This window comes from Erythrobacter ramosus (genome assembly GCF_009828055.1).
GTDB lineage: Bacteria > Pseudomonadota > Alphaproteobacteria > Sphingomonadales > Sphingomonadaceae > Erythrobacter > Erythrobacter ramosus.
The window spans coordinates 688,396-710,616 of sequence record NZ_WTYB01000001.1 but is presented as its reverse complement, the minus strand read 5'-3'; the positions used below and the strand labels follow the sequence as shown (position 1 = coordinate 710,616).

Below are 22,221 nucleotides of genomic sequence, written 5' to 3'. Positions count from 1 at the left end.
CACTGGCGCCTATTGTCGGGCGGGGTCAGGTCTTGGTCGAATTATGAACGGCTGTTCAGACACGCCGAACGACTTGCCATGCTCAATCCCGGGGACGAATCATGTCTGCCGGCACCACCCACTCGGCAAACTGCTCCTCGGTGAGCAGGCCCAATGCCAGCGCCGCTGCCTTCAAGGTCGTCCCTTCGGCGTGCGCCTTCTTCGCGATCTTGGCGGCGTTGTCGTATCCGATATGCGGGTTCAGGGCGGTCACCAGCATCAGGCTTTCGTTGAGCAGCTGGGTGATGCGGTCCATGTTCGCCTCGATTCCGACCACGCAATTGTCGGTGAAGGCATGGCTGGCATCGCCCAGCAGCTTCATCGATTGCAGCACGTTGTAGATGATCACCGGCTTGAACACGTTGAGTTCGAGATGCCCGTGAGATCCGGCGACGGTCACGGTCATGTGATTGCCCATCACCTGGGCGGCAACCATCGTCATCGCTTCGCACTGGGTCGGGTTGACCTTGCCCGGCATGATTGACGAACCCGGCTCGTTAGCGGGCAGGGAGAGTTCGCCAAGGCCCGAACGCGGGCCGGAGCCGAGCAGGCGGATGTCGTTGGCAATTTTCATCAGACTGACGGCGAGCACGTTCAAAGCGCCCGAAATCTCGACCATCGCATCATGCGCGGCCAATGCTTCAAACTTGTTGGGCGCGGTCACGAAGGCGTGGCCGGTTTCGGCAGCAGCCTCGGCAGCGAAGGCGACATCGAACCCGACCTTGGCGTTGATCCCGGTGCCGACCGCCGTGCCGCCCTGCGCCAGCTCCAGCACCCGCGGCAGCGCCGCACGCACGCGGGTGATGCCGTATTCGACCTGCTTGGCGTAGCCCGAGAATTCCTGCCCCAGCGTCATCGGGGTGGCGTCCTGCAAGTGGGTGCGGCCGATCTTGACGATGTCGGCGAATTCCTGCGCCTTGGCGTCGAGCGCGCCGTGGAGCTTCTGCAAGGCCGGAATCAGGTGATCGAGCGCTTCGCTTGCCGCAGCGATGTGCATCGCGGTGGGGAAGGTGTCGTTGGACGACTGGCCCATATTGCAGTGATCATTGGGGTGAACCGGGGACTTGCCGCCCTTGTTGCCGGTGAGCATCTCGTTTGCGCGGCTGGCGATCACCTCGTTGGCGTTCATGTTCGACTGTGTGCCGCTCCCCGTTTGCCACACCACCAGCGGGAACTGGTCGGCCAGCGTTCCGTCGATCACTTCACGCGCGGCAGCGACAATCGCCTCGCCCAGCTTGGTATCGAGCACGCCGAGCTTCATGTTGGCCTTGGCCGCCGCAAGCTTCTGAATTCCCAGCGCCCGCACCAGCGCCGGCGGCATCTTCTCGCCGCCGATCGGGAAGTTGACGATCGAGCGCTGCGTCTGTGCGCCCCAATGGACATGCGCCGGAACCGCCACTTCGCCCAGCGAATCCGTCTCGATCCGCACGTCCTGCCCAGCTGCCGTCATGTCACTCATCGAAGCCATCCCTCATTAAGTCGAATACAATCCCGAAGGGTCCGGCGCTCCCCTAAGCACTCTGCGCAAGCAAGGTCAAAGGCCTTGGAACCGGGGCCGCGCGCGTTTAAGGAGAGGGTTGACGGACTGTATTGTGTCACTAATACAGTTAGCCCGAGAGACGATGAACACCATGACCACCACTTTGCCCGATACTCATCTTGCGCGCCGCGCCATGATCGACAGCCAGCTGCGCACCAGCGGGGTGAACGAGGAATATGTGCTGGCGCGCATGATCGCTGTCCCGCGTGAGGATTTCCTCCCCACGGACAAGGCTGCGCAGGCCTATATCGACCGTGCGGTGATGCTGGGCGCCAAGGGAGAGGGGGCGGGCCACCTCGCGGCACCCCTGTTCTATGGCAAGCTGCTGCTCGAAGCCGCACCGATGCCGGATGACCGCGTGCTGGTGGTCGGCGGCGGCACCGATTACCTCGCCGTGCTGCTGCGCCCGCTGGTGGCTGAACTCCACCAGATCACCGCAGCAGAGGCGGTGAACGCAAGCGGCACCGGCGCCTATTCGCTTATCGTGATCGATGGCGCGATCGAGCAGCTGCCCGATACCCTCGCCGCCCAGCTGACTGATGAAGGCCGGATCGTCACCGGCCTCGTGCTGCGGCAGGTCACGCGGCTGGCCACGGGCCGCAAGGTGGCAGGCAAGGTCAACCTCCAACCGGTCGAGGATCTCGGCATCCCCGTGCTCCACGCCTTCGACGCGCCCAAGACCTGGACCTTCGCGTGAACCGCAAGCCCGCCTCGCTGATCTGGGCCGGTTCGGCCAGCCTGCTGGTGCTCGCCAGCATGGCAGCGCCCGCGCAGGCCGATAACCTGCGTGATGCGCTGGCGGCGGCTTACACCACCAACCCGACGCTCGAATCCGCCCGCGCCACCCAGCGCGCGATCGACGAAGGCGTGCCGATCAACCGCGCGCAGGGTCTGCCCTCGGTCGCGGTCACGGCGACGCATATTGAGTTCATCCAGCAATCGGCAAACTCGTTCACCGCGCCGGAACGCAACTTGGGCGTAAATGCGCAGCTGTTGGTGCCGGTCTATTCGGGCGGAGCGGTGCGCAACGGAATCGCCGCCGCCAAGGAGCGGGTCGAGGCGGGGCAGGCCGATCTGCGCAACACCGAAAGCACGATTTTCAGCCAGGTCGTCGCATCTTACATGGACGTGCTGCGGACTGAGGCGCTGGTGGCGCTGGCGCGCAACAATGTCGCCGTGCTGCGGACCAATCTGGAAGCGACCAGTGACCGGTTCCAGATCGGCGATCTCACCATCACCGACGTGGCCCAGTCACGCTCGCGCCTCGCGGTGGCGGAAGGCGATCTGCAAGGGGCCGAAGCCAATCTGATCGCCGCGCGGGAAACCTATATCCGGCTGGTCGGCAACGAGCCCGGCGAACTCGAAGCCCCGCCGCCGCTGCCCGGCCTCCCCGACACCGTCGGCGATGCCATTGTCGCGGCGCTGGAAAACAACCCCAACCTCGATGCGGCCAAGCAGCGCGCGCAGGCCGCCGGGTTCGACACCAAGGCGGCAGGCAGTGGCCGGTTGCCGTCGGTCAACGTATTCGTGAACGGCGATTACAGCGACTTCTTCGGAACGCTGGGCGGCCCGGTTTCGGCTAACTTCGCACAGAGCGAAAAGACCGCCAATGCCGGAGTGCGGGTGACGATCCCGCTGTTCCAAGGCGGCCTGCCCGCCGCACAAAAGCGCCAGGCCGGCGCGCGCGAATCCGCCGCGCTTGAGGATGTAATCGCGGCCGAGCGTCAGATCATCGCTGAAACCCGCGCGACCTATTCCAATTGGCTGGCTGCGGGCGCCATCATCAAGAGCGCGCAGTCCGCGGTCGAAGCTGCCGAACTCAGCCTTGAAGGCGTGCGCGCGGAGAACTCGATCGGCAACCGCCAAATCCTCGACGTGCTCAATGCCGAACAGGAACTGGTCAACGCCCGCGCGCAGTTGGTGACGGCGCGGCGCAATGCCTATGTCGCGGGCTTCAACCTGCTGGCGCTGATGGGCCGGGCCGAAGCGCGCGATCTCAACCTTGATGCCGGTGTGCTCTACGATCCGCAGATCAACGCGGACCGGGTCAGCAGCAAGATGTGGGACTGGGACCGCGACCCCAAGGCTGAGCCGAAATCGACCAGAACCGTTGACATTCCCCCCGCCAACGCAACAATCGGCCCGCAATTGCTGCCCGGTGAGTGAGTGCGATTCGGGAAGGGCTGGGCGGTATGACGACGGGGCGATAAATGGCGCAGGATAACGAAGCTTCGGTCGAAGAAATCCTTGAATCGATCAAGAAAGTGATCGCGCGCGATAACCGCGTCGGTGCGCTGGAAGCCCGGCGTCGGCGGATGCTGGTGTCCGAAGAGTCCGAGGCTGAGCCCGCCCCGCTCGCCCGCACTCATCAGGTCCGCGATGCCGCTGATGCTACGGACGAAGTGCTCGACCTGTCCGAAATGGAATACCAGGCCGAGCCTTCGGCGCTCCCGCTCGATCAAACGGACGAAACCCCGCTGATTGCCGAGACGGTGCGCGATGCGATGCAGGAAAACCTTGCTGCGCTGGCGATGCTGGCGGAGCCCGGCGCGAGGCCGCAGATCGTGCGTTCGGGCGAAACCTCGCTCGAAGGCCTGACCCGCGAATTGCTGCGCCCGATGCTGGCCGAGTGGCTCGAAGCCAACTTGCCCACCATGGTCGAAAGCCTCGTGCAGGCGGAAATCGCCCGGATCGTCGGCAAGCGCCGCTGATACTGGTGCCCAAAGGCTAGCCGGATCGGCAAAGGCGGGCTAATCCCGCCGCCATGCGTAACCTCACTGCTTTCGGCGCTGTCATCGCCGCCGCCCTTATCGCCGCGCCGCTTGCCGCGCAGGACACCTCCACCATCCCGGGCGTTACCGCGCCGCCGATGAGCGCTGCGGATCTGGTCACCCTGCCGCGTCTGGGTGCGCCGGTGGTCAATGCCGCAGGCACGCTGGCGGTCTACAGTGTCACCATCACCGATCCCGAGAGCCTGTCGCGCAGCGCCGCCCACTATCTGCTCGATCTGAGCACGCCGGGCGCCGCGCCGACCGCGCTGACGCTCCCGCTCAAGGGCAGCGATCTCGCTTTCGGCGCTGACGGCCAGCTCTATTTCCTCAGCAGCGCGCATCCCGATGCAGGCGCGCCGCAGCGCAGCCGCGTGTGGCGGGTGACGCTGGCGAAGGATGGGACGGTTGGCACCCAGCAGATGGTCGAGGACGCACCCCATGCCGCGATCGCCGGGTTCAAGCTCGCCCCCAATGGCACCGCCATCGCCCTGTGGGGCGAAGTCGCGCGGGATTGCCCGACCTTCGGCTGCGCGGATGCCAAGCCGCAGCACCTCCCCGGCCCCGGCACCGGCAGGCTGTATGACGCCAAGGATGGCTTCGTGCGCCACTGGGACCGCTGGGCGACGCCTGGCACACCCAACCGCATCTTCACCTTCCCGCTGAAGAATGGCGTCGCGCAGGGCGAGGGTGTTCCGGTCGACGGCACCGATCCCGCCACTGGCATCACCGCCGACACCCCCACCATGCCGTTTGGCGGGGCAGAGGAAATCGCCTTCACCCCCGATGGCAGCGCGCTCTATTTCACTGCGCGCCTTTCCAACGCGGCGGAGCCCACTTCGACCAATCTCGATATCTACGCTTCTGTCCTGTCAGGTGCTGCCCCCAAGCTGCTGACCGCCAGCAACAAGGCGACCGATACCACCCCCGTCGTCTCGCCCGATGGTCGCTATCTCGCATGGCTGGCGATGGAGCGCCCGACTTACGAGGCGGACAAGCTGGCGGTACAGTTGCTCGATCTCTCCACTGGTGAGAGCCGCAATCTGACCAAGGACACCGACCTCAGCTTCGCCAGCCTCGCCTGGAGCGCAGACGGCAAGCACCTGATCGCCACCGCGCAAAAGGTGCTCGACACCCCGGCCTTCAACATCGATCCCAAGACCGGCAAGGTCACCGAACTCAATCTGATGGCCGGGAACGAGGCGCATATCGCAAATCTCGTGCCGCTGCCGGGGGGCCGGGCGCTGTTCACCCGCGATTCGCTCGGGCAGCCGGCTGAGCTTTATCTGTCGGACGGCATGGGTCAGGCTCGCCCGCTGACCGATGTGGCGACCACCCGCATGGGCGGCCTTGCCAGCATCGTCACCCGCCGCTTCAGCTTCAAAGGTGCCAATGGCGACACGGTGTGGGGCCAGATCACGCGGCTTGCGGATCAGACCGGGCCGATCCCGGCGCTGCTCTATATCCACGGCGGACCGCAGGGTAGCTTCAACGATGCCTGGTCGAACCGCTGGAACCCGCGCGTTACCGCCTCGCAAGGCTACGCCGTTATCTCGGTCGATTTCCACGGGAGCACCGGATACGGGCAGACCTTCACCGATGCGATCAACAAGGATTGGGGCGGGGGGCCGCTGGAGGACTTGCAGAAGGGCCTCGATGCCGCGCTCAAGCTCGACTCCCAGATCGACGGGGACCGGGCCTGCGCGATGGGGGCGAGCTACGGCGGTTACATGGTCAACTGGATCGCCGGACAATGGCCCGATCGCTTCAAGTGCATCGTCCAGCACGACGGCCTGTTCGATATGCGCAGCATGTATTATTCGACCGAGGAATTGTGGTTCCCCCGCTGGGACTTCGGCGGATCTTATGATGAAGCGCGGGACACCTACGAAAAGTGGAACCCTGCAAACCACGTCGCCAAGTGGAAAACCCCGATGTTGGTCGTCACCGGCGAAAAGGACTTCCGCGTTTCCTACAGCCAAGGCCTGATGAGCTTCACCGCCTTGCAGGAACGCGGCATCCCGTCGCAATTGCTGGTCTTCCCGGATGAAAACCACTGGGTGCTGGGCGCGAAGAACTCGCTGCAATGGCACAACACCGTGTTCGCGTGGCTGGATCGCTGGTTGAAGGCTGAGGCGGCGAAGTGAGCCGCCAGGAACTGCTCTCGGCGCAAACCGCGCTCGCCAAGCATTATGGCGATCCGGCCAAGGGCACGCAGATCACCCGCCACATCATGCTGTGTTCGGTATCGGACAAGCAGAAGTGCTGTTCGCGCAAGGACGGCGAGGAAGCGTGGGGTTTTCTGAAGTCACGCCTGAAGGAGCTGGGGCTAGTCGGCCCGCAGCGCACCGACGAAAGCAAGCGCGGCGAAGGTGGGGGCGTGCAGCGCTCCAAGGCCGATTGCCTGCAAATCTGTGCGGCAGGGCCGGTCGCGGTCGTGTGGCCGGACGGGGTGTGGTACCATTCGTGCAGCCCCAAGGTGCTCGAACGGATCATTCAGGAGCATCTGGTGGGCGGAGTGCCGGTCGAGGACTTCCGCCTCAACCCGCCCTCCTAATCATCCTTCGGCGACCAGAACTCGTCCTTGCCCGGAAGCTGATTGTCGACCGATTCGTCGTGCCCCGTGCCGTTGCTGAGGAACACCAGCCCCATCAGCCCGCCGCCAAGCAGCATGGTGAGGCTTATCCCCAGCGCCACAGCGATGTAGAAATGCACCGAAATCATGCCATTATAGGCAAATAGCAGGCCCATCGCGATGGCCACGGTCAGGATGGTCGCGGCCAGGAGAACCTTCATGATCTGCCGATACCGCGCCCAGGCGTGGGCGGCGTTCACAGGATCGTCGAGCGGGGATTTGCGCGTCATGCGCCCGACATGGCGTGCCGCTGCCCGCTTGGCAACGCGCGAAAGCTGCAAGGCCTGATACGTGCGGTGCAAGACGAGTGCTCACGCGGATTCGCTTTTTGGCTGCGATCATGGCACCTTCCCGGTCTGAGAGAGAGGGAGTCGTTATGACCATTGCTCGAATCATCGCCCATCGCGGCTCATCTGACATCATCGCCTGCGACGTCACCACCCCGGTGAGCCATGCGGTTGCCATTCTGGCCACCCGGCGCATCGGTGCGCTGCCGGTCCTGCGTGATGGCAAGGTGGTTGGCATCGTGTCGGAACGCGATGTGATCTATCGGCTTGCCGACCATGGTGGGGCGTGCCTCGATTTGCCGGTCGAGCAAATCATGACATCGCCGGCGATTACCGTAGAGCCGGCCACGACGATCGACGATGCGCTGAGCCTGATGACCCGCCGCCGCTTCCGCCACTTTCCGGTGGTCGAGGGGGGACAATTGATCGCCTTCATCTCGATCGGCGACCTCGTGAAGCACAAGATGGACGAGGTGCAGCACGAGGCCGAAGCGCTGCGCAATTACATTCAGGCAGTGTGACCGCTTGAGGAACGCGTCTGCGCGCCCTAAATGAGAGCTATGACCGCCGAGCCCCTGATCCTCACCCCGTCCGCCGCCAAGCGCGTCGCGCTGATCGCCAGCAAGCAATCGCGCCCCGCGATCCTGCGGCTGGCTGTGGAAGGCGGGGGCTGTTCGGGCTTCCAGTACAAGTTCGACTTGGCCGACGGGCCCGAGGCGGATGACTCGATCTCGGAAACCGATGGCGTGAAGCTGGTGGTCGATTCCGTCAGCCTGGATCTGATCGCGGGCAGCACGGTCGATTTCGTCGAATCACTGGGCGGCGCGGCCTTCAAGGTCGAAAACCCGCAAGCCGCCGCTGGCTGCGGTTGCGGGGCGAGTTTCGGGATTTAGGTTAGACCCGCGCGGCGCTTTGAGGCATCAGAGCGGCCATGAAAATCGCCACCTTCAACATTAACGGTATCAAGGCGCGCCTGCCGCGTCTGCTCGAATGGCTGGAAGAAACCCGCCCGGCGGTCGCCTGCTTGCAGGAGATCAAGTCGCAGGACGAAGGCTTCCCTGCCGCTGAGATCGAGGCGCTGGGTTACTCCGCGATCTGGCACGGGCAGAAGAGCTTCAACGGGGTCGCCATTCTGGTCGATACGGCTGCGGGCTACACCCTTACCGAAGTGCAGCGCGGTCTCGGCATCCCTGGCCCGAATGAGGGCGACGAGGAACAGGCGCGCTATCTTGAAGCGGACGTTAGCGGCGTGCGCGTCGCCTGCCTGTACCTGCCCAACGGCAACCCGCATCCGGGGCCGAAATTCACCTACAAGCTGGCGTGGATGGAAAAGCTGCGCGCGCGGATGGCCGAAATCTGGGCTGAGGAAGTGCCCACCGTGGTTCTCGGCGATTTCAATGTGATCCCCGAAGATGACGACGTCTGGTCGGTGAAGGCGATGGCGAGCGACGCGCTGATGCAGCCCGAAAGCCGCGCCGCCTATGCCCGCTTCCTCGCTGACGGGTGGACAGACGCGCTGCGCACCCACAACCCGCGCGGGGGTGTGTGGACCTATTGGGACTATCAGGCGGGCGCCTGGCAGCGTGACCACGGCTTCCGGATCGACCACATCCTGCTGTCACCCGAATGCGCCGACCGGCTGGAAGCCTGCGGCGTCGACAAGGTGCATCGCGGGCGGGAGAAAGCGAGCGACCACGCGCCTGTTTGGTTACAGCTTTCTTTGTAATCCTCGCCGCGTTTCGCGCTACGCGCGAGCGGCTGCGGGCGGGCGGTCGCCCTTGCGGCCCTATGGGCCGATCAGAGCAGAACGCCGAACTCGTCACCGCAATCGGTGCGCAGCGCCGCAAGGGCGAATGCCCTCAAGTAGCGAAGCGATAGGGCAACAAGGACGCCGCGAGGATCACCGATAGAAAATATGCGTGTCTATCTGCGCCAGCCGCGTCTTGGTGCGGCTCCAGGTCGGACGGACGTAGCGGGCGTGGAAGAACACGGCATTGCCCGCTTCCGATTCCCACAGGCCCTGATGCGCGATTTGTGCGACAGCGACGGCGCGATCCCACGCGGCGGTGCCGGTGGGGAAGGAGGGCATCCGGCTTCCGCGCATGAAGGAGAATTGACCCGGCTGGGCGACAACGCCGCAATAGGAACGCGGGAAGCGGCCGTCTTCGGTGCGGTTGATGATCACCTGCGCAACGGCCAGCTGGCCTGCCAGCGGCTCACCGCGGGCTTCGAAATAGACCGCGCCAGCAAGGCAGCGCAGCTGTTCGTTCATCGGAGCGTCGGTATCGACCATGCCGACCAGCTCAGTGAGCGATCCGGCTTCCGTCAGCGTCGGCGATTGCGTCTCGGCGGGGAGGGGTTGCACCACCGGCTCGGAGACGAAGCTGATCGCTTCAGGGACGAGCTCGACCTGTTCGGCCAAAGCGGGGAGAGTGGGCTGATCCGTGGCGGCTTGCGCCAGCGCGGCGGCATCGCGGCCGCTCGGAAACATTGTGGTTGCGAAAGCCAGCCCGGCAATCGCGACAATCGTGGCAGTCTTACGGCGCATTCAATCTACAAATTAGGCGGTGAGCGCGCACAGTCGCAGGCGGGAACCTTATCCGGATGAAATCGGGATGTGGGGGTTCAAAGAAGCCTGCCGGCCGCTCCCCGTCTGCGTGCTGTAGGTTACGACCGAATTGCCGCCCTGCCAGCCTGCGCGAGGAATTGAGCGGGGCCGATAGCCACCTTGCCGTTTACGTCAACGCGAATCGTTCAACTGAGCGACGAACCGTTCAGGATCCGCGATGTCTACCTCGATTAGCCACATATCTTGGTCCTGGATCCGCCTTCGGGCCAGATATTCGGAGAATTCCTGAGTATTATCAGGGTTTTCCCGCTTTGCGGCAATAAAAAGGCGCGAACCGTCCAGTTGGGGCATCCTTTCGTAAAGCACACCGGCCTCTCCGCGACACAGCATTACCAAGAGGATCGTCCCTGCGTCCCGCTCCCCCTTGGCAAGCACCGTGGCATAGCCGCCTTGCGACTCGGCCAGGCGCAGGATCGCGCTGGCTTCGAGATGCGCGGGGAGCCGGTCGTTCACATCACAACCCGGACGGGCCGTCAGCGGCGTAACCCGGCAGGCTGGACAGCGCGATGCGGCTGCGCATGAAGGTGCCGGTACCGCGCCCGATCTCGTCACCCTCCTCGGCCACCAGCCGTGCCTCGGCAACGAAGACACGGCGGCGGCCGCTGACCCAGCGACCCTCGGCGGTGACAATCCCGGCGCGCACTGGCTTTGAAAAGAACAGATTGAAGCTGGTGGTGAGCAAGAAGCGGTCGGTCACCAGCGAATTGGCGGCGTAGAAGGCCGCATCGTCGAGCATCTTGAAATAGATCGTCCCATGCGCCGCGCCCGCCGCGTGGTAATCCTCAGGCGTGACAGTGAAGCGCAACCGCGACTGCCCCTCACCCGTGATGTTCAGGCTGCTGGCGAACTTGGCGTTGACCGGGGCCGAGGCATAGAGCCGCTCCAGCGCCCGGTAGTGCTGCTGGGCCCCACTCGCCGAAGGAAATCCGTCACTCCCGGGCATGGAAAATCGGCGCGGATCAGGCCGCGGTGCGCAGGAATTGGTTGGTCAGCAGCGCATAGGCCGCATCGGTGTCAGGCGCATCGGCGAGCATCTGGAGCATCGTCTCATCCCGCGTCAGGCGCGAAATCGCGGCCAGCGCGTGGAGATGCGTCGCCCCGGCATTCTCGGGCGAGACCAATCCGCACACCAATGACACCGGGCGCGCGTCAGCCGCCGCAAAGTCGATCGGCGTGTCGAGCCGGATCACTGCGAGCGACGGGCGGCGGATATCCTTGGAGCGGCAATGCGGGATCGCCACGCCGCGCCCAAACCCGGTACTGCCCAAGGCTTCACGCGCTTCGAGACTTTCCAGCACCTCGCCTTCATCCAGCCCGTAAGCCGAGCTGAGAAGCTGGGCCATTCGGGCCAGCACCTTGGGCTTGGTATCGAGCCGGGCGAAGGCAATCGCCTGCGGTGAGAGAGCCAGGTTGACGTCCATGCTTGTGCAAATCCCGATTGCGAGCGCGCGTGGGTGGCGAAAATCCGGGCCGGCTATGCTTTTCAAGGCACCGCCGGAACGGGGCGAAACCCCTCCTGCTTCCGCCGCCTGAGCCTTTGAAGTGCGGCCTTCGCCCTTACGGCCACCGCTGATTCAGGCCCTATTTCGGCTCCACCCATCCGATAGAGCCATCGGCGCGCCGGTAAACCATATTATGCCGTCCGGTGCCAGCATTTTTGAAGAACAGCGCGCCGGTGTTCCTGAGGTCGAGCATCATCACCGCGTCCGCAACGCTGGCGGTGGGGATGTCGACACGGGTTTCGGCGATGACCAGCGGAGCGTCGGCTACCACTTCCTCTTCCTCGTCTTCCTCGACGGCGAAGATTGTGTAGGCGGCTTCTTCCTCGCCGCGCGCGTGATCGGCCTGTTCATGGCGGTCGGTCAACCGGCGCTTGTAGCGGCGCAGCTGCTTTTCGATCTTGGCCATCGCATCGTCGAAGGCGACATGGGCGTCGTAGGCCGAGCCTTGTGCTTTCAGGATCAGGCCCTGCATCACGTGGGTGACGATGTCGCAGCTGAAAGCGCCCGCGGGGGCTTTGCCAAAGGTCACGTGGCTGGAGATCGCACGGTCGAAATACTTGTCGACGACTGCGCCGAGGCGGTCAGCCGCATGTTCCTGCAAGGCTGCGCCGGTGTCCATCTGGTGGCCCGAAATCCGAATATCCATGAAGTATAGTCCTCCCGTCCAGGTTGAGGAGCCCAATGTAAGGCGATGAGTCGCGCTTAGGCTTCACCGTGTCCAGATCGCCTCGGCGATTCCGGCGATGAAGGCGCGATGACGTTCCAGCTCCTCCGGGCTGGCAACATGAAGGCGTGGTTCGCGCCGGGGCTTGTCGGCAGAAGGCCGGTGCCAAGGCGCATTGGTGGTGGGTTGGGCCGCAAGGCCTGCGCCAGAATCGGCCGGCGCGAGGCCAAGCCCGATCTGCCGCCCGCCGGTGAGTTCGACATAGACCTGCGCGAGCAATTCGGCATCAAGCAGCGCGCCGTGCTTGACCCGGTGGCTCCGGTCGATCCCGTAACGGGTGCACAGCGCATCCAGACTGAGTTTGGCGCCGGGGTGCTTCTTGCGCGCGAGGGCGACGGTATCGACCATTCGGTCAAGGCTGATCGGGGCGCGGCCCAGCAATTCCAGCTCGTTGTTGAGGAAGCCGAAATCGAACCCGGCATTGTGCGCGACCAGATCGGAATCGCCGAGAAATTCGAGCAAGGCGTCCGCCGTTTCGGCAAAACGCGGCTTGGTGGCGAGGAATGCGGCGCTGAGGCCGTGGACGCGCTCAGCCTCGGGCGGCATATCGCGATCAGGGTTGAAATAGGCGTGAAATGTGCGGCCCGTTTCGACCCGGCCGATCATCTCGATGCAGCCGATTTCCACCATGCGGTCCCCTGTCTTGGGATCGAGTCCGGTGGTTTCGGTGTCGAAGATAATCTCGCGCATTGGGCGGACTATCCTCCCATGTTCGGGCACTTGCAAGGGGTGCTTGCAATCAAATTGCAGCAATCAGAGCGCGGCAATCAGCGCGGCGACCTGCGCGCGGGTGTCATCAAGGCTGGTGCCGGTGTCGATGACATGATGCGCGCGGTCGCGTTTGTGGGTGTCGTGCAGTTGCAGGCCGAAGATGTGCGCGAATTTCTCTGGCGTCATGCCCGGTCGGGCGAGGACGCGGGCGCGCTGGACAGCTTCAGGCGCGGAGACGACGACGATGGTGTCGACCGCTTCGTGCCCGCCGCGTTCGAACAGCAACGGGATGTCGAATACGACGGCACGTTTGTCATGGTGCTGTTCAAGAAAGGCAGCACGCTTGGCGGCGACAGCGGGGTGGACGATGGCCTCCAACCGCGCGAGCGCCGCTTTGTCGGCGAAGACCTGATGGCCGAGTCGGTCACGGTCAACGCCCTCCGGTCCGGTCGATCCGGGGAAGGCGGCCTCAATCGCCGAGACCAGCTCCCCGCCCGGCCCCTGCATCGCGCGGACCTCGGCATCGGCGTCGAACACCGGGATCCCTGCCTCGGCGAACATCGCCGCGACGGTCGATTTGCCCATGCCGATGCTGCCGGTGAGGCCGATGATCTTTGGGCGGGTCATTGGGTTAGCAGCGCGCGCAATTCAGCGTCATGTTCGCGGGGCGGGGCGGCGCCGAAGAAATGCTCGAAGGCGGCCGCCGCCTGACCGATCAGCATGGAGAGCCCGTCGATGGTGCGGTGACCCTTGGCGCGCGCGCCTTGCAGGAACGGCGTATCGAGCGGGGCGGTGACGATGTCATAGGCGATGCTGCCGGGCGGGGCATGGCTCCAGTCAAAGGGGAGCGGGGGCTGGCCGGTCATCCCCAGCGAGGAGGCATTGATCACCAGATCGAGGCACCCTTCCCGGTCATCGAAGGCAAAGTCGGTCGGATCGGCGAAGTGCGAGAGGGGGATCGCGTGATGCTCGCCCTTGGGGGCCAGCTCAGCGAGCAGAGCCCGCGCCTTGCCCGGATCTCGCCCGGCCACCACCAGCGTGAACCCGTGACCCGCCAACGCAGTGATGATCGCGCGCGCCGCGCCGCCGGTGCCCATGATGCGGGCCATGCGATAGTAGTGGGTCTCCGCCAGATCAGCCTTAAGCGGCTCCAGAAACCCGCTGGCGTCGGTGTTGGTGCCAGTCAAGGCGCCACCGTCATTCGGTAGCACCGTATTGACCGCCCCGATCGAAGCCGCAGGCGGCGCGATCCGACCCACCAGCTCCATGACCGCCTGCTTGTGCGGCATGGTGACATTGCACCCGCGCCACAGGGGATCGCCGCGGCGGCTTGCGAGATATTCGGCGAGGCCTTCAGGCGTGACATGGCACGCACGATAGTCCGCTTGGATCCCCAGCTTGGCGAGCCAGAAACCGTGGATTGCTGGCGATTTGGACTGGGCAATCGGATCGCCGATCACCTCGGCATAGGCGCGGCTCATGCGATCAGCACTCCTTCCTCGCGCAATGCCGCCAGCAGCGGGATGAGCGGCATGCCGAGCACCGTGAACTGGTCACCCTCGATCCCGTCGAACAGTTGCACGCCAGGACCTTCGATCCGGAAGGCGCCGACGGTGTGACCGATGGCGGGCCATTCAAGCTTCAGATAATGCGCGATAAATTCTTCCGACAGCTCGCGGACATGTAGGCGTGCAATGCTGACATGGCTCCATTCGCAGCCCCCATCGCGGACCAACGCAGCAGCGCTGTGAAGCTCCATCACCTTGCCCGAGAAGAAGCGCAGATGCTCCGCCGCTTCCTCGGCCGAGCGCGGCTTATCGAACCGGCGACCCTCCGCGACCACCAGCGAGTCCGACCCCAACACCAGCGCCCCCGGATGCTGCGCGGCGACCGCCGCCGCCTTGGCGACCGCCAGTGCTTCAGCCACTTCGGCAGGCGCGGTACCTTCCAGCCCCGCCTCGACTGCGCGTTCGTCAATATCAGCGGGGATGCTGTCATAGGCCACCCCGGCCGCATCGAGCATCGCCCGGCGCGAGGCGGATTTGCTGGCGAGAATCAGATGCTTGCTCATATCGGCTTCCCCACACCGCCTTCGCTCGCAGGCTTACGCTCGCGCTCCTGCGCCAGCCGGATGATGGCCGCCGCCGTCTCTTCGATCGAGCGGCGGGTGACGTCGATCACTGGCCAGCCATTATCGCCGAACATCCGCCGGGCATATTGCAGCTCGGCCTTCACGCGGTCATTATCGACATAGGCGGTCTCGGTCGCTTCGTTGAGCGATAACAATCGGTTGCGACGGATTTGTACCAGCCGTTCGGGGGACGTCGTCAGTCCCACCACCAACGGGTGCCTGAGGCCGAACAGAGCCTTGGGCGGGGGGCTTTCGACCACCAGCGGGATATTCGCCACCTTGTAACCGCGGTTCGCCAGATAAATCGAGGTCGGCGTTTTCGACGAGCGCGACACCCCAACCAGCAGGATATCCGCCTCCTCCCAATCCTCATGCGCCAGTCCGTCATCATGGGCGATGGTGTATTGGATCGCATCGACGCGCTTGAAATAGCTTTCGTCCATCATGTGCTGACGGCCGGGGCGGCCATGCGCCTCCTGCCCGAGCTGCGCCTCCAGCGCCGCCGTCACCTGATCGAGCACCGGCACGGCGGGCAGGCCCAGATGGCGGCAATGCTCCTCAAGCCGCTTCCTCGTTTCGGGGTTCACCAGCGTGTAGAGCACCAGCCCCGGATGCGCAGCGAGATCGGGCACAATCCGGTCGAGATGCTGCAACGACCGCACCATCGGCCAGAAGTGGCGGTTCACGCTCGGGTTATCGAACTGGGCAAGCGCCGCCTTGGCGATCATTTCCAGCGTCTCACCGGTCGAATCCGATACAAGATGGAGGTTGAGTCGGTTCATCACGAGTGCCTGTGGACAGATGGGCGCATAAACCACGGCAGGGTGCAGTGGACAAGCTGGGGAGCATTTTTCATGCCCGCTCCTAGCCTTTTCCTCGGGCTATTTGCGCACACGGGACAAGTTTTGTCGACAGTCTGTGAAGAGTGGGGATAAAGCCAGCTTGACGTCCAATCCATGCGGATTCGGTGGGGGCTTGGGGCCAACAGGAAACAGGGGACAGTCCGGCAGGGCCCGGTAATTCCCGCTATCCACAGGGCCAACAGACTCCATCAGTCCTTTTATAATTTGTTTTGATTTGTTTATAGGAACCCTATGCCCGGTCCGCTTCTCGATACGCTCAAAGGTGTCCGTCAGGACGTTGCCCCCGTCTGGCTGATGCGCCAAGCTGGGCGCTATCTCCCTGAATATCGGGAACTTCGCGCCGAAAAGGGCGGGTTCCTCGAGCTGGTTTACGACAGCGAGGCTGCGGCCGAGATCACCGTGCAGCCGATCCGGCGCTTCGGGTTTGATGGCGCGATCCTGTTCTCCGACATCCTGATCGTGCCGCACGCGATGGGGCAGGGGCTGACCTTTGCTGCCGGTGAAGGCCCGCATCTGGCGCCGACACTGCTGGAGGTCGGACTCGACGCGTTCACTCCCGCGTTCGAGCGGTTCGAGCCGGTGTACGAAACCGTCCGCCGCACCCGCGCCATGATCGGCCCCGAAGTGACCATGCTCGGCTTTGCGGGGAGCCCCTGGACGGTCGCTACCTACATGATCGCGGGCGAAGGCTCCAAGGACCAAGGCCCGGCGCGGCTGCTCGCTTACCGTGATCCTGAGCACATGCAGGCGATCATCGATGCGATCATTGATGTTTCCGTCACCTACCTGCGCGGCCAGATCGATGCGGGTGCGGAAGCGGTGCAGTTGTTCGATAGCTGGGCGGGGAGCCTTGCGCCTGACCAGTTCGAAAAGTGGGTGATTGCGCCCAATGCCGCGATCACGGCGAAGCTCAAGCAAACCCACCCCGATACCCCAGTGATCGGTTTCCCCAAGGGCTCGGGCGCGAAGCTGCCTGCCTATGCGCGTGAGACAGGTGTGGATGCGGTGGGCCTCGACGAGACGCTCGATCCCGCCTGGGCCCACGCTAGCCTGCCGGAAGGCATGCCGGTGCAGGGCAACTTCGATCCGCTGCTGCTCGAAGCCGGCGGCCCGGCGGTCGCCGCGCGGGTCAAGACGATCATCGCCGCCTTCGAAGACCGTCCGCATGTCTTCAACCTTGGCCACGGGATCGGGCAGTTCACCCCGATTTCGCATGTCGAGGAACTTCTCGCAGCGCTGAGGGGCTGAACCGATGCAGGAGCTTATTTCCTCGATCTACCTGTTCCTCAAATCGGGGCATGTGATCTTCATGGTGTTCTGGCTCGCGGGGCTGTTCATGCTGCCGCGCCAGTGCATCTACATGCTCGATCACGAACCGGGTTCCGTAGGCGAGGCCAAGTGGGCGACCCGGATGGGCAAGTTGCGCGCGATCATCCTCACCCCCAGCCTGATCATCGTCTGGGTCCTGGGGCTGACCATGGCCTATGGTGGCGGCTGGTTCAGCTCGGGCTGGCTCCATGCCAAGCTGACGCTGGTGCTGATCCTGACCGGCTATCACGGCTGGCTGGTGGGTCAGACCAAGAAGATGGCCCGCGGGGAGCGTCCGCTCTCGGAAAAGACCCTGCGCATGATCGGCGAAGTGCCGGGGTTGCTGCTGGTTCTGATCGTGGTGCTGGTCTACCTCAAGCCGTTCTGATCGGGCGCGCGCCTCGCACAATCGCTGATTGACCTTGGGCCTGCGCGCTCCTATTTCGCGAACACCTATCCGGTATCGGAGCGTCAATCGCGCTCCCACAGGTCTGCTTTCTCCAAGCCCAGCCCCGTCGCAATCGGGGCACCTCTGCCACGCAGAGGCACTGACCATCCGGCCACACTAAGACTTTCGGAACACAACAAAAATGCATCTTAAAGACCTCAAGCGAAAGACCCCGGCCGAGTTGGTCGCGATGGCGGAAGAACTCGGCGTCGAAGGCGCTTCGACCATGCGCCGCCAGGATCTGCTGTTCAGCATCCTGCGCGAACTGGCCGAGGATGAGGAATATGAAGAAAAGATCATGGGCATCGGCACCATCGAGGTGCTGCAGGACGGTTTCGGCTTCCTGCGCTCGCCCGAGGCGAATTACCTTGCGGGGCCAGACGATATCTACGTCTCGCCTAACCAGGTCCGCCGCTGGGGCCTGCGCACCGGTGATACCGTCGAAGGCGAAATCCGCGCGCCGCGCGAAGGCGAGCGCTATTTCGCGCTGACGACACTCGCCAAGGTCAATTTCGACGATCCTGATGCGGTCCGTCTGCGCACCAATTTCGACAACCTGACGCCGCTGTATCCGGATCAGAAGCTCAACCTCGATACGCTTGATCCGACCGTGAAGGACAAAAGCGCGCGGGTGATCGATATCATCGCCCCGCAGGGTAAGGGCCAGCGCGCGCTGATCGTCGCACCGCCGCGCACGGGTAAGACCGTGCTACTCCAGAACATCGCCAAGGCGATCACCGACAACCACCCCGAAGTGTTCCTGATCGTCCTGCTGGTCGACGAACGCCCCGAGGAAGTCACCGATATGCAGCGTTCTGTGAAGGGCGAGGTGATCTCCTCGACCTTCGACGAGCCTGCCAACCGCCACGTGCAGGTCGCTGAAATGGTGATCGAAAAGGCCAAGCGCCTGGTCGAACACAAGCATGACGTGGTGATACTGCTCGATTCGATCACCCGCCTCGGCCGCGCTTACAACACCGTGGTGCCCAGCTCGGGCAAGGTGCTGACCGGCGGTGTGGACGCCAACGCCCTCCAGCGTCCCAAGCGCTTCTTCGGTGCCGCACGTAACATCGAGGAAGGCGGCAGCCTTTCGATTATCGCCACCGCGCTGATCGATACCGGCAGCCGTATGGACGAAGTGATCTTCGAAGAGTTCAAGGGCACCGGCAACTCGGAAATCGTCCTCGACCGCAAGGTCTCCGACAAGCGCATCTTCCCGGCGCTCGATGTCGGCAAGTCCGGCACCCGCAAGGAAGAACTGCTGGTCCAGAAGGACAACCTCAGCAAGATGTGGGTGCTGCGCCGCATCCTGATGCAGATGGGCACCGTAGATGCGATGGAATTCCTGCTCGATAAGATGAAGGATTCCAAGACCAACGAGGACTTCTTCGCCACGATGAATCAGTAGGTTAATTGCCAATCCGGGCCATGGGGTCGGCCCGGTGAAGAGGTCAAAAGGACGGGAATTCGTGCTTAGCCAATATCTCTATATCAGCACCGCGCCGACCCTGCCGCGCGAGGAAGTCGACGCGATCCTCGCCGCCAGCGCGCGCAACAATCCGGAGCGCGGGATCACCGGGCTGCTGCTGTTCAACGGCCGCAACTTCCTCCAGCTGCTGGAAGGCGAGGAGAGTGCGGTGGCGGGTCTGATGGACACAATCACCGCCGACCCGCGCCACAGCGGCGTCTCGGTGCTCGATCGCCGCGGGATCGATACCCGGACCTGCCCTGACTGGGCGATGAAGCGGGTAATGATCGCGGAAAGCATCGAAAGCCGCCGGGACATGCTCGAGCGGGATCTGCCCGAGGGATTGGACCCCGAAGTGCGCAAGATGATCGTCAACTTCGCGGTGCTGAATTAACCCTTCGCCGCCGCCAACTGCGCGCCCATCATTTCCCAGACCTTGTTGATCGCTTTCAAGGGGCGGACCATCACCTTGAAGTCGATGATCTGGCCTTCATCGTTGAAGCGGATGATATCGACGCCGTTGATCGCGATCCCGTCCAGTTCGGTGACGAATTCCAACATCATCTCGTCTCCGTCCACCAGCTCGCGGATATAGTGGAAGCTATCGTTCCCCAGCACGTGCGAGGCGGCGACCAGATAGGCCATCACCACCGCCTTGCCGGCCTGCGGCGTGTGCACCACGGGGGAGTGGAACACCGCGTCGTCCGCCAGCAGGGCAGACAGGTCGGCAGGATCGCTGCCGCCCATCATGTAGTCGTGCCACCGGGCGAGGCCTGCGTGACCGCTCATCCCAGATGCTCGGCGAAGAAGGCTGCGGTGTGGCTGTCTGCGAGAGTCGCGGCAGCCTCGTCACGGCGCTGGCCGGTTTCGGTCGCGAAGCCGTGGTCCAGCCCCTCATAATCGTGCAGCGTCACCTTGGGGTGATCGTCCAGCCCGGCGTGCATCGCGGCCTGTGTTTCACGTGGAACAAAGCCGTCATTGGTGGGGATGTGCAGCATCACCGGGTGGGCGATGGCGTGCTTCTCTCCAAGCAACCCGTCGATGCCGACTCCATAATAGCCCACGCTGGCGTCAATATCCGTGCGCGCCGCTGCCATGAACGCTAGTCGCCCGCCGAGGCAGTATCCAACGCAGCCAACCTTGCTGACGCCGAGCGTGCGGCGGATGTGGTGGATCGTCGCCTCGATATCGCGGATGCCGGCGTCCTGATCGAACTGGCCCATCATGCCGATGGCGCGCTGGAATTCCGCCTCGACATCGGGATCCGTCTCGACGCCCGGCTCCAACCGCCAGAACAGGTCCGGCGCGACCGCGAGATAGCCTTCGGCAGCCAGCTTGTCGCACTTCTGGCGGATGCCGGGGTTCACCCCGAAGATCTCCTGAATGACGATGATCGCAGCCCGCGGTGTGCCTTCGGGGCGGGCGACATAGGCGCCGAAGCTGGCATCGGCTTCCAGCGTGGGGATGGTTGCGTTGAGGCTCATGGGGTCTCTCTCTCGTAGCTCGGGGGGTTTTGGCCTATCGTCTATCTCTTGCCTTGCCGCGCTGCCAAGCGCAAATGAGGGACAAGGAGAGCGGCGCCATGAAGATCACCATCGAAGTCGATTGCACCCCCGAAGAAGCGCGCAGCTTTATGGGCCTGCCTGACGTGTCAGCGGCGAACAACGTCTATGTCGACAACATCACCAAGGCGATGCAGGGTGTCTCCAATCCTGACCAGTTGCAGCAATATGCCTCGGCCCTGGCGCCCATGGGGCAAGTGGGGCTGAAGCTGTTCCAGAGCTTCGTCGAAAGCGGGATGAAGGCTGCGCAAGGCGGATCGGCCGGGTCGAAAGGCTCCGATTAAGTCTGCGATGAATTCCAGGCCGACGATCTTTGCGCTGTCGAGCGGCGCGCCGCCTGCGGGTGTGGGCGTGATCCGCGTCTCCGGGCCGCAAGCGGGTGCGGCCTTGCAGGCCTTGGCGGGCAGGGTGCCTGCGCAGCGGCGGGCCTCGCTCGCGAAGCTGCGGGATAGTGCAGGCGCTTCGCTGGATGAGGCGTTGGTGCTGTGGTTTCCCGGCTCAAATACCGCGACTGGCGAAGATCTGGCCGAATTCCACTGCCATGGCGGCCGCGCGGTAATTGCTGCGGTGGAGGCAGCGCTGGCGGCGCTCCCGGGGCTGCGCCGCGCCGAACCGGGTGAATTCACCCGCCGCGCCTTCGCCAATGGCCGCATTGATCTCGCCGAGGCTGAAGGGCTGGGCGATCTCCTCACCGCTGAGACCGAACTGCAACGCGCCGCTGCTTTGGCGAACCTCGGCGGGGCCTTGTCCCGGCAGGTGGAAAGCTGGCGGGAGCGGGTGCTGGTGTTGTCCGCCGAGGTCGAAGGCGTACTGGATTTCTCGGACGAGGAAGACTCCGCCGATCTGCCGGAATGTTTCACGTGGAACATTGATGCGCTGGCGAGCGAGATTGGCGAATGGCTCGCTCGCCCACGCTCCGAACGATTGGGGGAGGGGTTCCGCGTGGTGCTCGCGGGGCCGCCCAACGCCGGGAAATCGACGTTATTCAACGCCTTGGTGGAAAGCGAGGCGGCGATTACCTCGCCCATTGCGGGAACGACCCGAGATGTGATCGAACGCTCGGTCGCGATTGCGGGCGTGCCGCTCACTTTCGTCGACACCGCGGGCCTGCGTGAGGTCGCGATGGGCGCCGAGGCTGACCAGATCGAGGCTATCGGCATCGACCGCGCCATGGCCGAGTTGCTGCGTGCCGATGTGGTGCTGTGGCTCGGGGCTGAAGGCGAGGGACCCGAGGGTGCTTGGGAGATCGCGGCCCAGGCTGATCGCGCGGACTTTGTCGCTAAGACGACAGCGCGCCTTACAGTGTCGGCAGCGACTGGGGAGGGGCTGTTGGGTCTCAAGACTGCTCTTGTGGCTTCAGCGCGAGACGCTTTGCCCAAGCCGGGCGAAGCGGCGCTCAACGCACGGCAGCACGCGCGGCTGAGTGAGGCGGGGGAAGCGCTGGCGGCAGCAAAGACACTCACCGACCCGCTACTGGTCGCGGAAGAACTGCGCCGGGCCCGCGTGGCGTTTGACCGGTTGATCGGACGGGCAACCACAGAGGATATGCTCGACACCCTGTTCGGGCGCTTCTGCATCGGCAAGTGAGCTCGGCGCCCCCAAAATG

Annotated in this window: 28 protein-coding genes; 14 read left to right on the top strand and 14 right to left on the bottom strand. The window is 64.1% G+C overall.

Annotated features, from left to right (window positions below; translation table 11 throughout):
- Positions 1-82 precede the first annotated feature (82 nt).
- Positions 83-1,489 (bottom strand): class II fumarate hydratase, encoded by a 1,407-nt coding sequence (gene fumC / locus GRI59_RS03630; protein ID WP_160760401.1) that lies wholly within the window; start codon positions 1,487-1,489, stop codon positions 83-85.
- 172 nt (positions 1,490-1,661) lie between these two features.
- Between fumC and GRI59_RS03625 the strand changes: the two genes are divergently transcribed.
- From GRI59_RS03625 to GRI59_RS03605, 5 genes are read left to right on the top strand one after another with little or no spacing between them, the layout of a single operon-like run.
- Positions 1,662-2,276: a protein-L-isoaspartate O-methyltransferase family protein gene (locus tag GRI59_RS03625; protein WP_237440654.1), complete on the top strand. Its 615-nt coding sequence runs from the start codon at positions 1,662-1,664 to the stop codon at positions 2,274-2,276.
- Between the two features lie 59 nt (positions 2,277-2,335).
- Positions 2,336-3,745, top strand: coding sequence for a TolC family outer membrane protein (locus GRI59_RS03620; protein ID WP_183363578.1), 1,410 nt, complete (start codon positions 2,336-2,338; stop codon positions 3,743-3,745).
- Between the two features lie 44 nt (positions 3,746-3,789).
- Entirely contained in the window at positions 3,790-4,290 is a 501-nt protein-coding gene (locus tag GRI59_RS03615; protein ID WP_160759821.1) for a DUF2497 domain-containing protein, read from the top strand.
- A 53-nt stretch (positions 4,291-4,343) separates the two neighbouring features.
- Positions 4,344-6,494, top strand: a complete 2,151-nt coding sequence (locus GRI59_RS03610; protein WP_160759820.1) for an alpha/beta hydrolase family protein — start codon at positions 4,344-4,346, stop codon at positions 6,492-6,494.
- On the top strand, positions 6,491-6,904 hold the full coding sequence (locus GRI59_RS03605) for a (2Fe-2S) ferredoxin domain-containing protein (RefSeq protein WP_160759819.1): 414 nt from the start codon (positions 6,491-6,493) through the stop codon (positions 6,902-6,904). The genes GRI59_RS03610 and GRI59_RS03605 overlap by 4 nt, the downstream gene beginning before the upstream one ends.
- Here GRI59_RS03605 and GRI59_RS03600 read toward each other — a convergent pair.
- On the bottom strand, positions 6,901-7,212 hold the full coding sequence (locus GRI59_RS03600) for a hypothetical protein (protein WP_160759818.1): 312 nt from the start codon (positions 7,210-7,212) through the stop codon (positions 6,901-6,903). The two genes, GRI59_RS03605 and GRI59_RS03600, sit on opposite strands and share 4 nt — an antisense overlap.
- 146 nt (positions 7,213-7,358) lie before the next feature.
- Here GRI59_RS03600 and GRI59_RS03595 point away from each other — a divergent pair, with 146 nt between their 5' ends.
- Genes GRI59_RS03595 through xth form a run of 3 tightly spaced genes read left to right on the top strand, consistent with a single transcriptional unit; the run spans position 7,359 to position 8,995 of the window.
- On the top strand, positions 7,359-7,790 hold the full coding sequence (locus GRI59_RS03595) for a CBS domain-containing protein (RefSeq protein WP_160759817.1): 432 nt from the start codon (positions 7,359-7,361) through the stop codon (positions 7,788-7,790).
- Positions 7,791-7,829: 39 nt separating this feature from the next.
- On the top strand, positions 7,830-8,162 hold the full coding sequence (locus tag GRI59_RS03590) for a HesB/IscA family protein (RefSeq protein ID WP_160759816.1): 333 nt from the start codon (positions 7,830-7,832) through the stop codon (positions 8,160-8,162).
- A gap of 38 nt (positions 8,163-8,200) precedes the next feature.
- Positions 8,201-8,995 (top strand): exodeoxyribonuclease III, encoded by a 795-nt coding sequence (gene xth, locus GRI59_RS03585; RefSeq protein ID WP_160759815.1) that lies wholly within the window; start codon positions 8,201-8,203, stop codon positions 8,993-8,995.
- A 174-nt stretch (positions 8,996-9,169) separates the two neighbouring features.
- Here xth and GRI59_RS03580 read toward each other — a convergent pair whose 3' ends face one another.
- The 10 genes from GRI59_RS03580 to GRI59_RS03535 all read right to left on the bottom strand — a co-directional run bounded on the left by GRI59_RS03580 (position 9,170) and on the right by GRI59_RS03535 (position 15,748).
- Positions 9,170-9,817 (bottom strand): cell wall hydrolase, encoded by a 648-nt coding sequence (locus GRI59_RS03580; protein WP_160759814.1) that lies wholly within the window; start codon positions 9,815-9,817, stop codon positions 9,170-9,172.
- 192 nt (positions 9,818-10,009) lie between these two features.
- Positions 10,010-10,351 (bottom strand): DUF1491 family protein, encoded by a 342-nt coding sequence (locus GRI59_RS03575; RefSeq protein ID WP_160759813.1) that lies wholly within the window; start codon positions 10,349-10,351, stop codon positions 10,010-10,012.
- 1 nt (position 10,352) lies between these two features.
- On the bottom strand, positions 10,353-10,841 hold the full coding sequence (locus tag GRI59_RS03570) for a PaaI family thioesterase (protein WP_160759812.1): 489 nt from the start codon (positions 10,839-10,841) through the stop codon (positions 10,353-10,355).
- Positions 10,842-10,857: 16 nt separating this feature from the next.
- On the bottom strand, positions 10,858-11,319 hold the full coding sequence (locus tag GRI59_RS03565; protein WP_160759811.1) for a PTS sugar transporter subunit IIA: 462 nt from the start codon (positions 11,317-11,319) through the stop codon (positions 10,858-10,860).
- Positions 11,320-11,479: 160 nt separating this feature from the next.
- Positions 11,480-12,046 carry a ribosome hibernation-promoting factor, HPF/YfiA family gene (gene hpf, locus GRI59_RS03560; RefSeq protein ID WP_160759810.1) on the bottom strand — a complete coding sequence of 189 codons (567 nt, stop codon included), beginning with the start codon at positions 12,044-12,046 and terminating at the stop codon, positions 11,480-11,482.
- A gap of 63 nt (positions 12,047-12,109) precedes the next feature.
- Positions 12,110-12,814, bottom strand: a complete 705-nt coding sequence (dnaQ, locus tag GRI59_RS03555) for a DNA polymerase III subunit epsilon (protein ID WP_160759809.1) — start codon at positions 12,812-12,814, stop codon at positions 12,110-12,112.
- A gap of 63 nt (positions 12,815-12,877) precedes the next feature.
- Positions 12,878-13,462, bottom strand: a complete 585-nt coding sequence (gene coaE, locus GRI59_RS03550; RefSeq protein WP_160759808.1) for a dephospho-CoA kinase — start codon at positions 13,460-13,462, stop codon at positions 12,878-12,880.
- Positions 13,459-14,316 carry a shikimate dehydrogenase gene (gene aroE, locus GRI59_RS03545; protein WP_160759807.1) on the bottom strand — a complete coding sequence of 286 codons (858 nt, stop codon included), beginning with the start codon at positions 14,314-14,316 and terminating at the stop codon, positions 13,459-13,461. Before aroE ends, coaE begins: the two co-directional genes overlap by 4 nt.
- The gene (locus GRI59_RS03540) at positions 14,313-14,906 is read right to left on the bottom strand and encodes a Maf family nucleotide pyrophosphatase (RefSeq protein ID WP_160759806.1); all 594 of its coding nucleotides are present in this window, start codon (positions 14,904-14,906) and stop codon (positions 14,313-14,315) included. The genes aroE and GRI59_RS03540 overlap by 4 nt, the downstream gene beginning before the upstream one ends.
- The gene (locus tag GRI59_RS03535) at positions 14,903-15,748 is read right to left on the bottom strand and encodes a pyruvate, water dikinase regulatory protein (RefSeq protein WP_160759805.1); all 846 of its coding nucleotides are present in this window, start codon (positions 15,746-15,748) and stop codon (positions 14,903-14,905) included. The genes GRI59_RS03540 and GRI59_RS03535 overlap by 4 nt, the downstream gene beginning before the upstream one ends.
- A gap of 312 nt (positions 15,749-16,060) precedes the next feature.
- Here GRI59_RS03535 and hemE point away from each other — a divergent pair, with 312 nt between their 5' ends.
- The 4 genes from hemE (at position 16,061) to GRI59_RS03515 (ending at position 19,447) form a co-directional block, all read left to right on the top strand.
- The gene (hemE, locus tag GRI59_RS03530; RefSeq protein WP_160759804.1) at positions 16,061-17,077 is read left to right on the top strand and encodes a uroporphyrinogen decarboxylase; all 1,017 of its coding nucleotides are present in this window, start codon (positions 16,061-16,063) and stop codon (positions 17,075-17,077) included.
- Positions 17,078-17,081: 4 nt separating this feature from the next.
- Positions 17,082-17,525 (top strand): CopD family protein, encoded by a 444-nt coding sequence (locus GRI59_RS03525; protein WP_160759803.1) that lies wholly within the window; start codon positions 17,082-17,084, stop codon positions 17,523-17,525.
- Between the two features lie 202 nt (positions 17,526-17,727).
- Positions 17,728-18,993 (top strand): transcription termination factor Rho, encoded by a 1,266-nt coding sequence (gene rho, locus GRI59_RS03520; RefSeq protein ID WP_160759802.1) that lies wholly within the window; start codon positions 17,728-17,730, stop codon positions 18,991-18,993.
- A gap of 61 nt (positions 18,994-19,054) precedes the next feature.
- Complete coding sequence (locus GRI59_RS03515) at positions 19,055-19,447, top strand: BLUF domain-containing protein (RefSeq protein WP_160759801.1); 393 nt, start codon at positions 19,055-19,057, stop codon at positions 19,445-19,447.
- Here GRI59_RS03515 and GRI59_RS03510 read toward each other — a convergent pair.
- Positions 19,444-19,842 (bottom strand): nuclear transport factor 2 family protein, encoded by a 399-nt coding sequence (locus GRI59_RS03510; protein WP_160759800.1) that lies wholly within the window; start codon positions 19,840-19,842, stop codon positions 19,444-19,446. The two genes, GRI59_RS03515 and GRI59_RS03510, sit on opposite strands and share 4 nt — an antisense overlap.
- Complete coding sequence (locus GRI59_RS03505) at positions 19,839-20,537, bottom strand: dienelactone hydrolase family protein (protein ID WP_160759799.1); 699 nt, start codon at positions 20,535-20,537, stop codon at positions 19,839-19,841. The genes GRI59_RS03510 and GRI59_RS03505 overlap by 4 nt, the downstream gene beginning before the upstream one ends.
- A 98-nt stretch (positions 20,538-20,635) precedes the next feature.
- On the opposite strand from GRI59_RS03505, the gene GRI59_RS03500 reads away from it, so the two are divergent.
- Together GRI59_RS03500 and mnmE are read left to right on the top strand one after the other, a co-directional pair.
- Positions 20,636-20,899 carry a DUF6489 family protein gene (locus tag GRI59_RS03500; RefSeq protein WP_160759798.1) on the top strand — a complete coding sequence of 88 codons (264 nt, stop codon included), beginning with the start codon at positions 20,636-20,638 and terminating at the stop codon, positions 20,897-20,899.
- 7 nt (positions 20,900-20,906) lie between these two features.
- Positions 20,907-22,202 (top strand): tRNA uridine-5-carboxymethylaminomethyl(34) synthesis GTPase MnmE, encoded by a 1,296-nt coding sequence (gene mnmE / locus GRI59_RS03495; protein WP_160759797.1) that lies wholly within the window; start codon positions 20,907-20,909, stop codon positions 22,200-22,202.
- The last annotated feature ends 19 nt before the right edge of the window (positions 22,203-22,221 follow it).

Bases quoted from the DNA above. Each gene is read 5' to 3' on its own strand.
- fumC (WP_160760401.1), bottom strand. From the start codon at position 1,489: ATGACGGCAGCTGGGCAGGACGTGCGGATCGAGACGGATTCGCTGGGC.
- GRI59_RS03625 (WP_237440654.1), top strand. From the start codon at position 1,662: ATGAACACCATGACCACCACTTTGCCCGATACTCATCTTGCGCGCCGC.
- GRI59_RS03620 (WP_183363578.1), top strand. From the start codon at position 2,336: ATGGCAGCGCCCGCGCAGGCCGATAACCTGCGTGATGCGCTGGCGGCG.
- GRI59_RS03615 (WP_160759821.1), top strand. From the start codon at position 3,790: ATGGCGCAGGATAACGAAGCTTCGGTCGAAGAAATCCTTGAATCGATC.
- GRI59_RS03610 (WP_160759820.1), top strand. From the start codon at position 4,344: ATGCGTAACCTCACTGCTTTCGGCGCTGTCATCGCCGCCGCCCTTATC.
- GRI59_RS03600 (WP_160759818.1), bottom strand. From the start codon at position 7,212: ATGACGCGCAAATCCCCGCTCGACGATCCTGTGAACGCCGCCCACGCC.
- GRI59_RS03595 (WP_160759817.1), top strand. From the start codon at position 7,359: ATGACCATTGCTCGAATCATCGCCCATCGCGGCTCATCTGACATCATC.
- GRI59_RS03590 (WP_160759816.1), top strand. From the start codon at position 7,830: ATGACCGCCGAGCCCCTGATCCTCACCCCGTCCGCCGCCAAGCGCGTC.
- xth (WP_160759815.1), top strand. From the start codon at position 8,201: ATGAAAATCGCCACCTTCAACATTAACGGTATCAAGGCGCGCCTGCCG.
- GRI59_RS03580 (WP_160759814.1), bottom strand. From the start codon at position 9,817: ATGCGCCGTAAGACTGCCACGATTGTCGCGATTGCCGGGCTGGCTTTC.
- GRI59_RS03570 (WP_160759812.1), bottom strand. From the start codon at position 10,841: ATGCCCGGGAGTGACGGATTTCCTTCGGCGAGTGGGGCCCAGCAGCAC.
- GRI59_RS03565 (WP_160759811.1), bottom strand. From the start codon at position 11,319: ATGGACGTCAACCTGGCTCTCTCACCGCAGGCGATTGCCTTCGCCCGG.
- hpf (WP_160759810.1), bottom strand. From the start codon at position 12,046: ATGGATATTCGGATTTCGGGCCACCAGATGGACACCGGCGCAGCCTTG.
- dnaQ (WP_160759809.1), bottom strand. From the start codon at position 12,814: ATGCGCGAGATTATCTTCGACACCGAAACCACCGGACTCGATCCCAAG.
- coaE (WP_160759808.1), bottom strand. From the start codon at position 13,462: ATGACCCGCCCAAAGATCATCGGCCTCACCGGCAGCATCGGCATGGGC.
- aroE (WP_160759807.1), bottom strand. From the start codon at position 14,316: ATGAGCCGCGCCTATGCCGAGGTGATCGGCGATCCGATTGCCCAGTCC.
- GRI59_RS03540 (WP_160759806.1), bottom strand. From the start codon at position 14,906: ATGAGCAAGCATCTGATTCTCGCCAGCAAATCCGCCTCGCGCCGGGCG.
- GRI59_RS03535 (WP_160759805.1), bottom strand. From the start codon at position 15,748: ATGAACCGACTCAACCTCCATCTTGTATCGGATTCGACCGGTGAGACG.
- hemE (WP_160759804.1), top strand. From the start codon at position 16,061: ATGCCCGGTCCGCTTCTCGATACGCTCAAAGGTGTCCGTCAGGACGTT.
- GRI59_RS03525 (WP_160759803.1), top strand. From the start codon at position 17,082: ATGCAGGAGCTTATTTCCTCGATCTACCTGTTCCTCAAATCGGGGCAT.
- rho (WP_160759802.1), top strand. From the start codon at position 17,728: ATGCATCTTAAAGACCTCAAGCGAAAGACCCCGGCCGAGTTGGTCGCG.
- GRI59_RS03510 (WP_160759800.1), bottom strand. From the start codon at position 19,842: ATGAGCGGTCACGCAGGCCTCGCCCGGTGGCACGACTACATGATGGGC.
- GRI59_RS03505 (WP_160759799.1), bottom strand. From the start codon at position 20,537: ATGAGCCTCAACGCAACCATCCCCACGCTGGAAGCCGATGCCAGCTTC.
- GRI59_RS03500 (WP_160759798.1), top strand. From the start codon at position 20,636: ATGAAGATCACCATCGAAGTCGATTGCACCCCCGAAGAAGCGCGCAGC.
- mnmE (WP_160759797.1), top strand. From the start codon at position 20,907: ATGAATTCCAGGCCGACGATCTTTGCGCTGTCGAGCGGCGCGCCGCCT.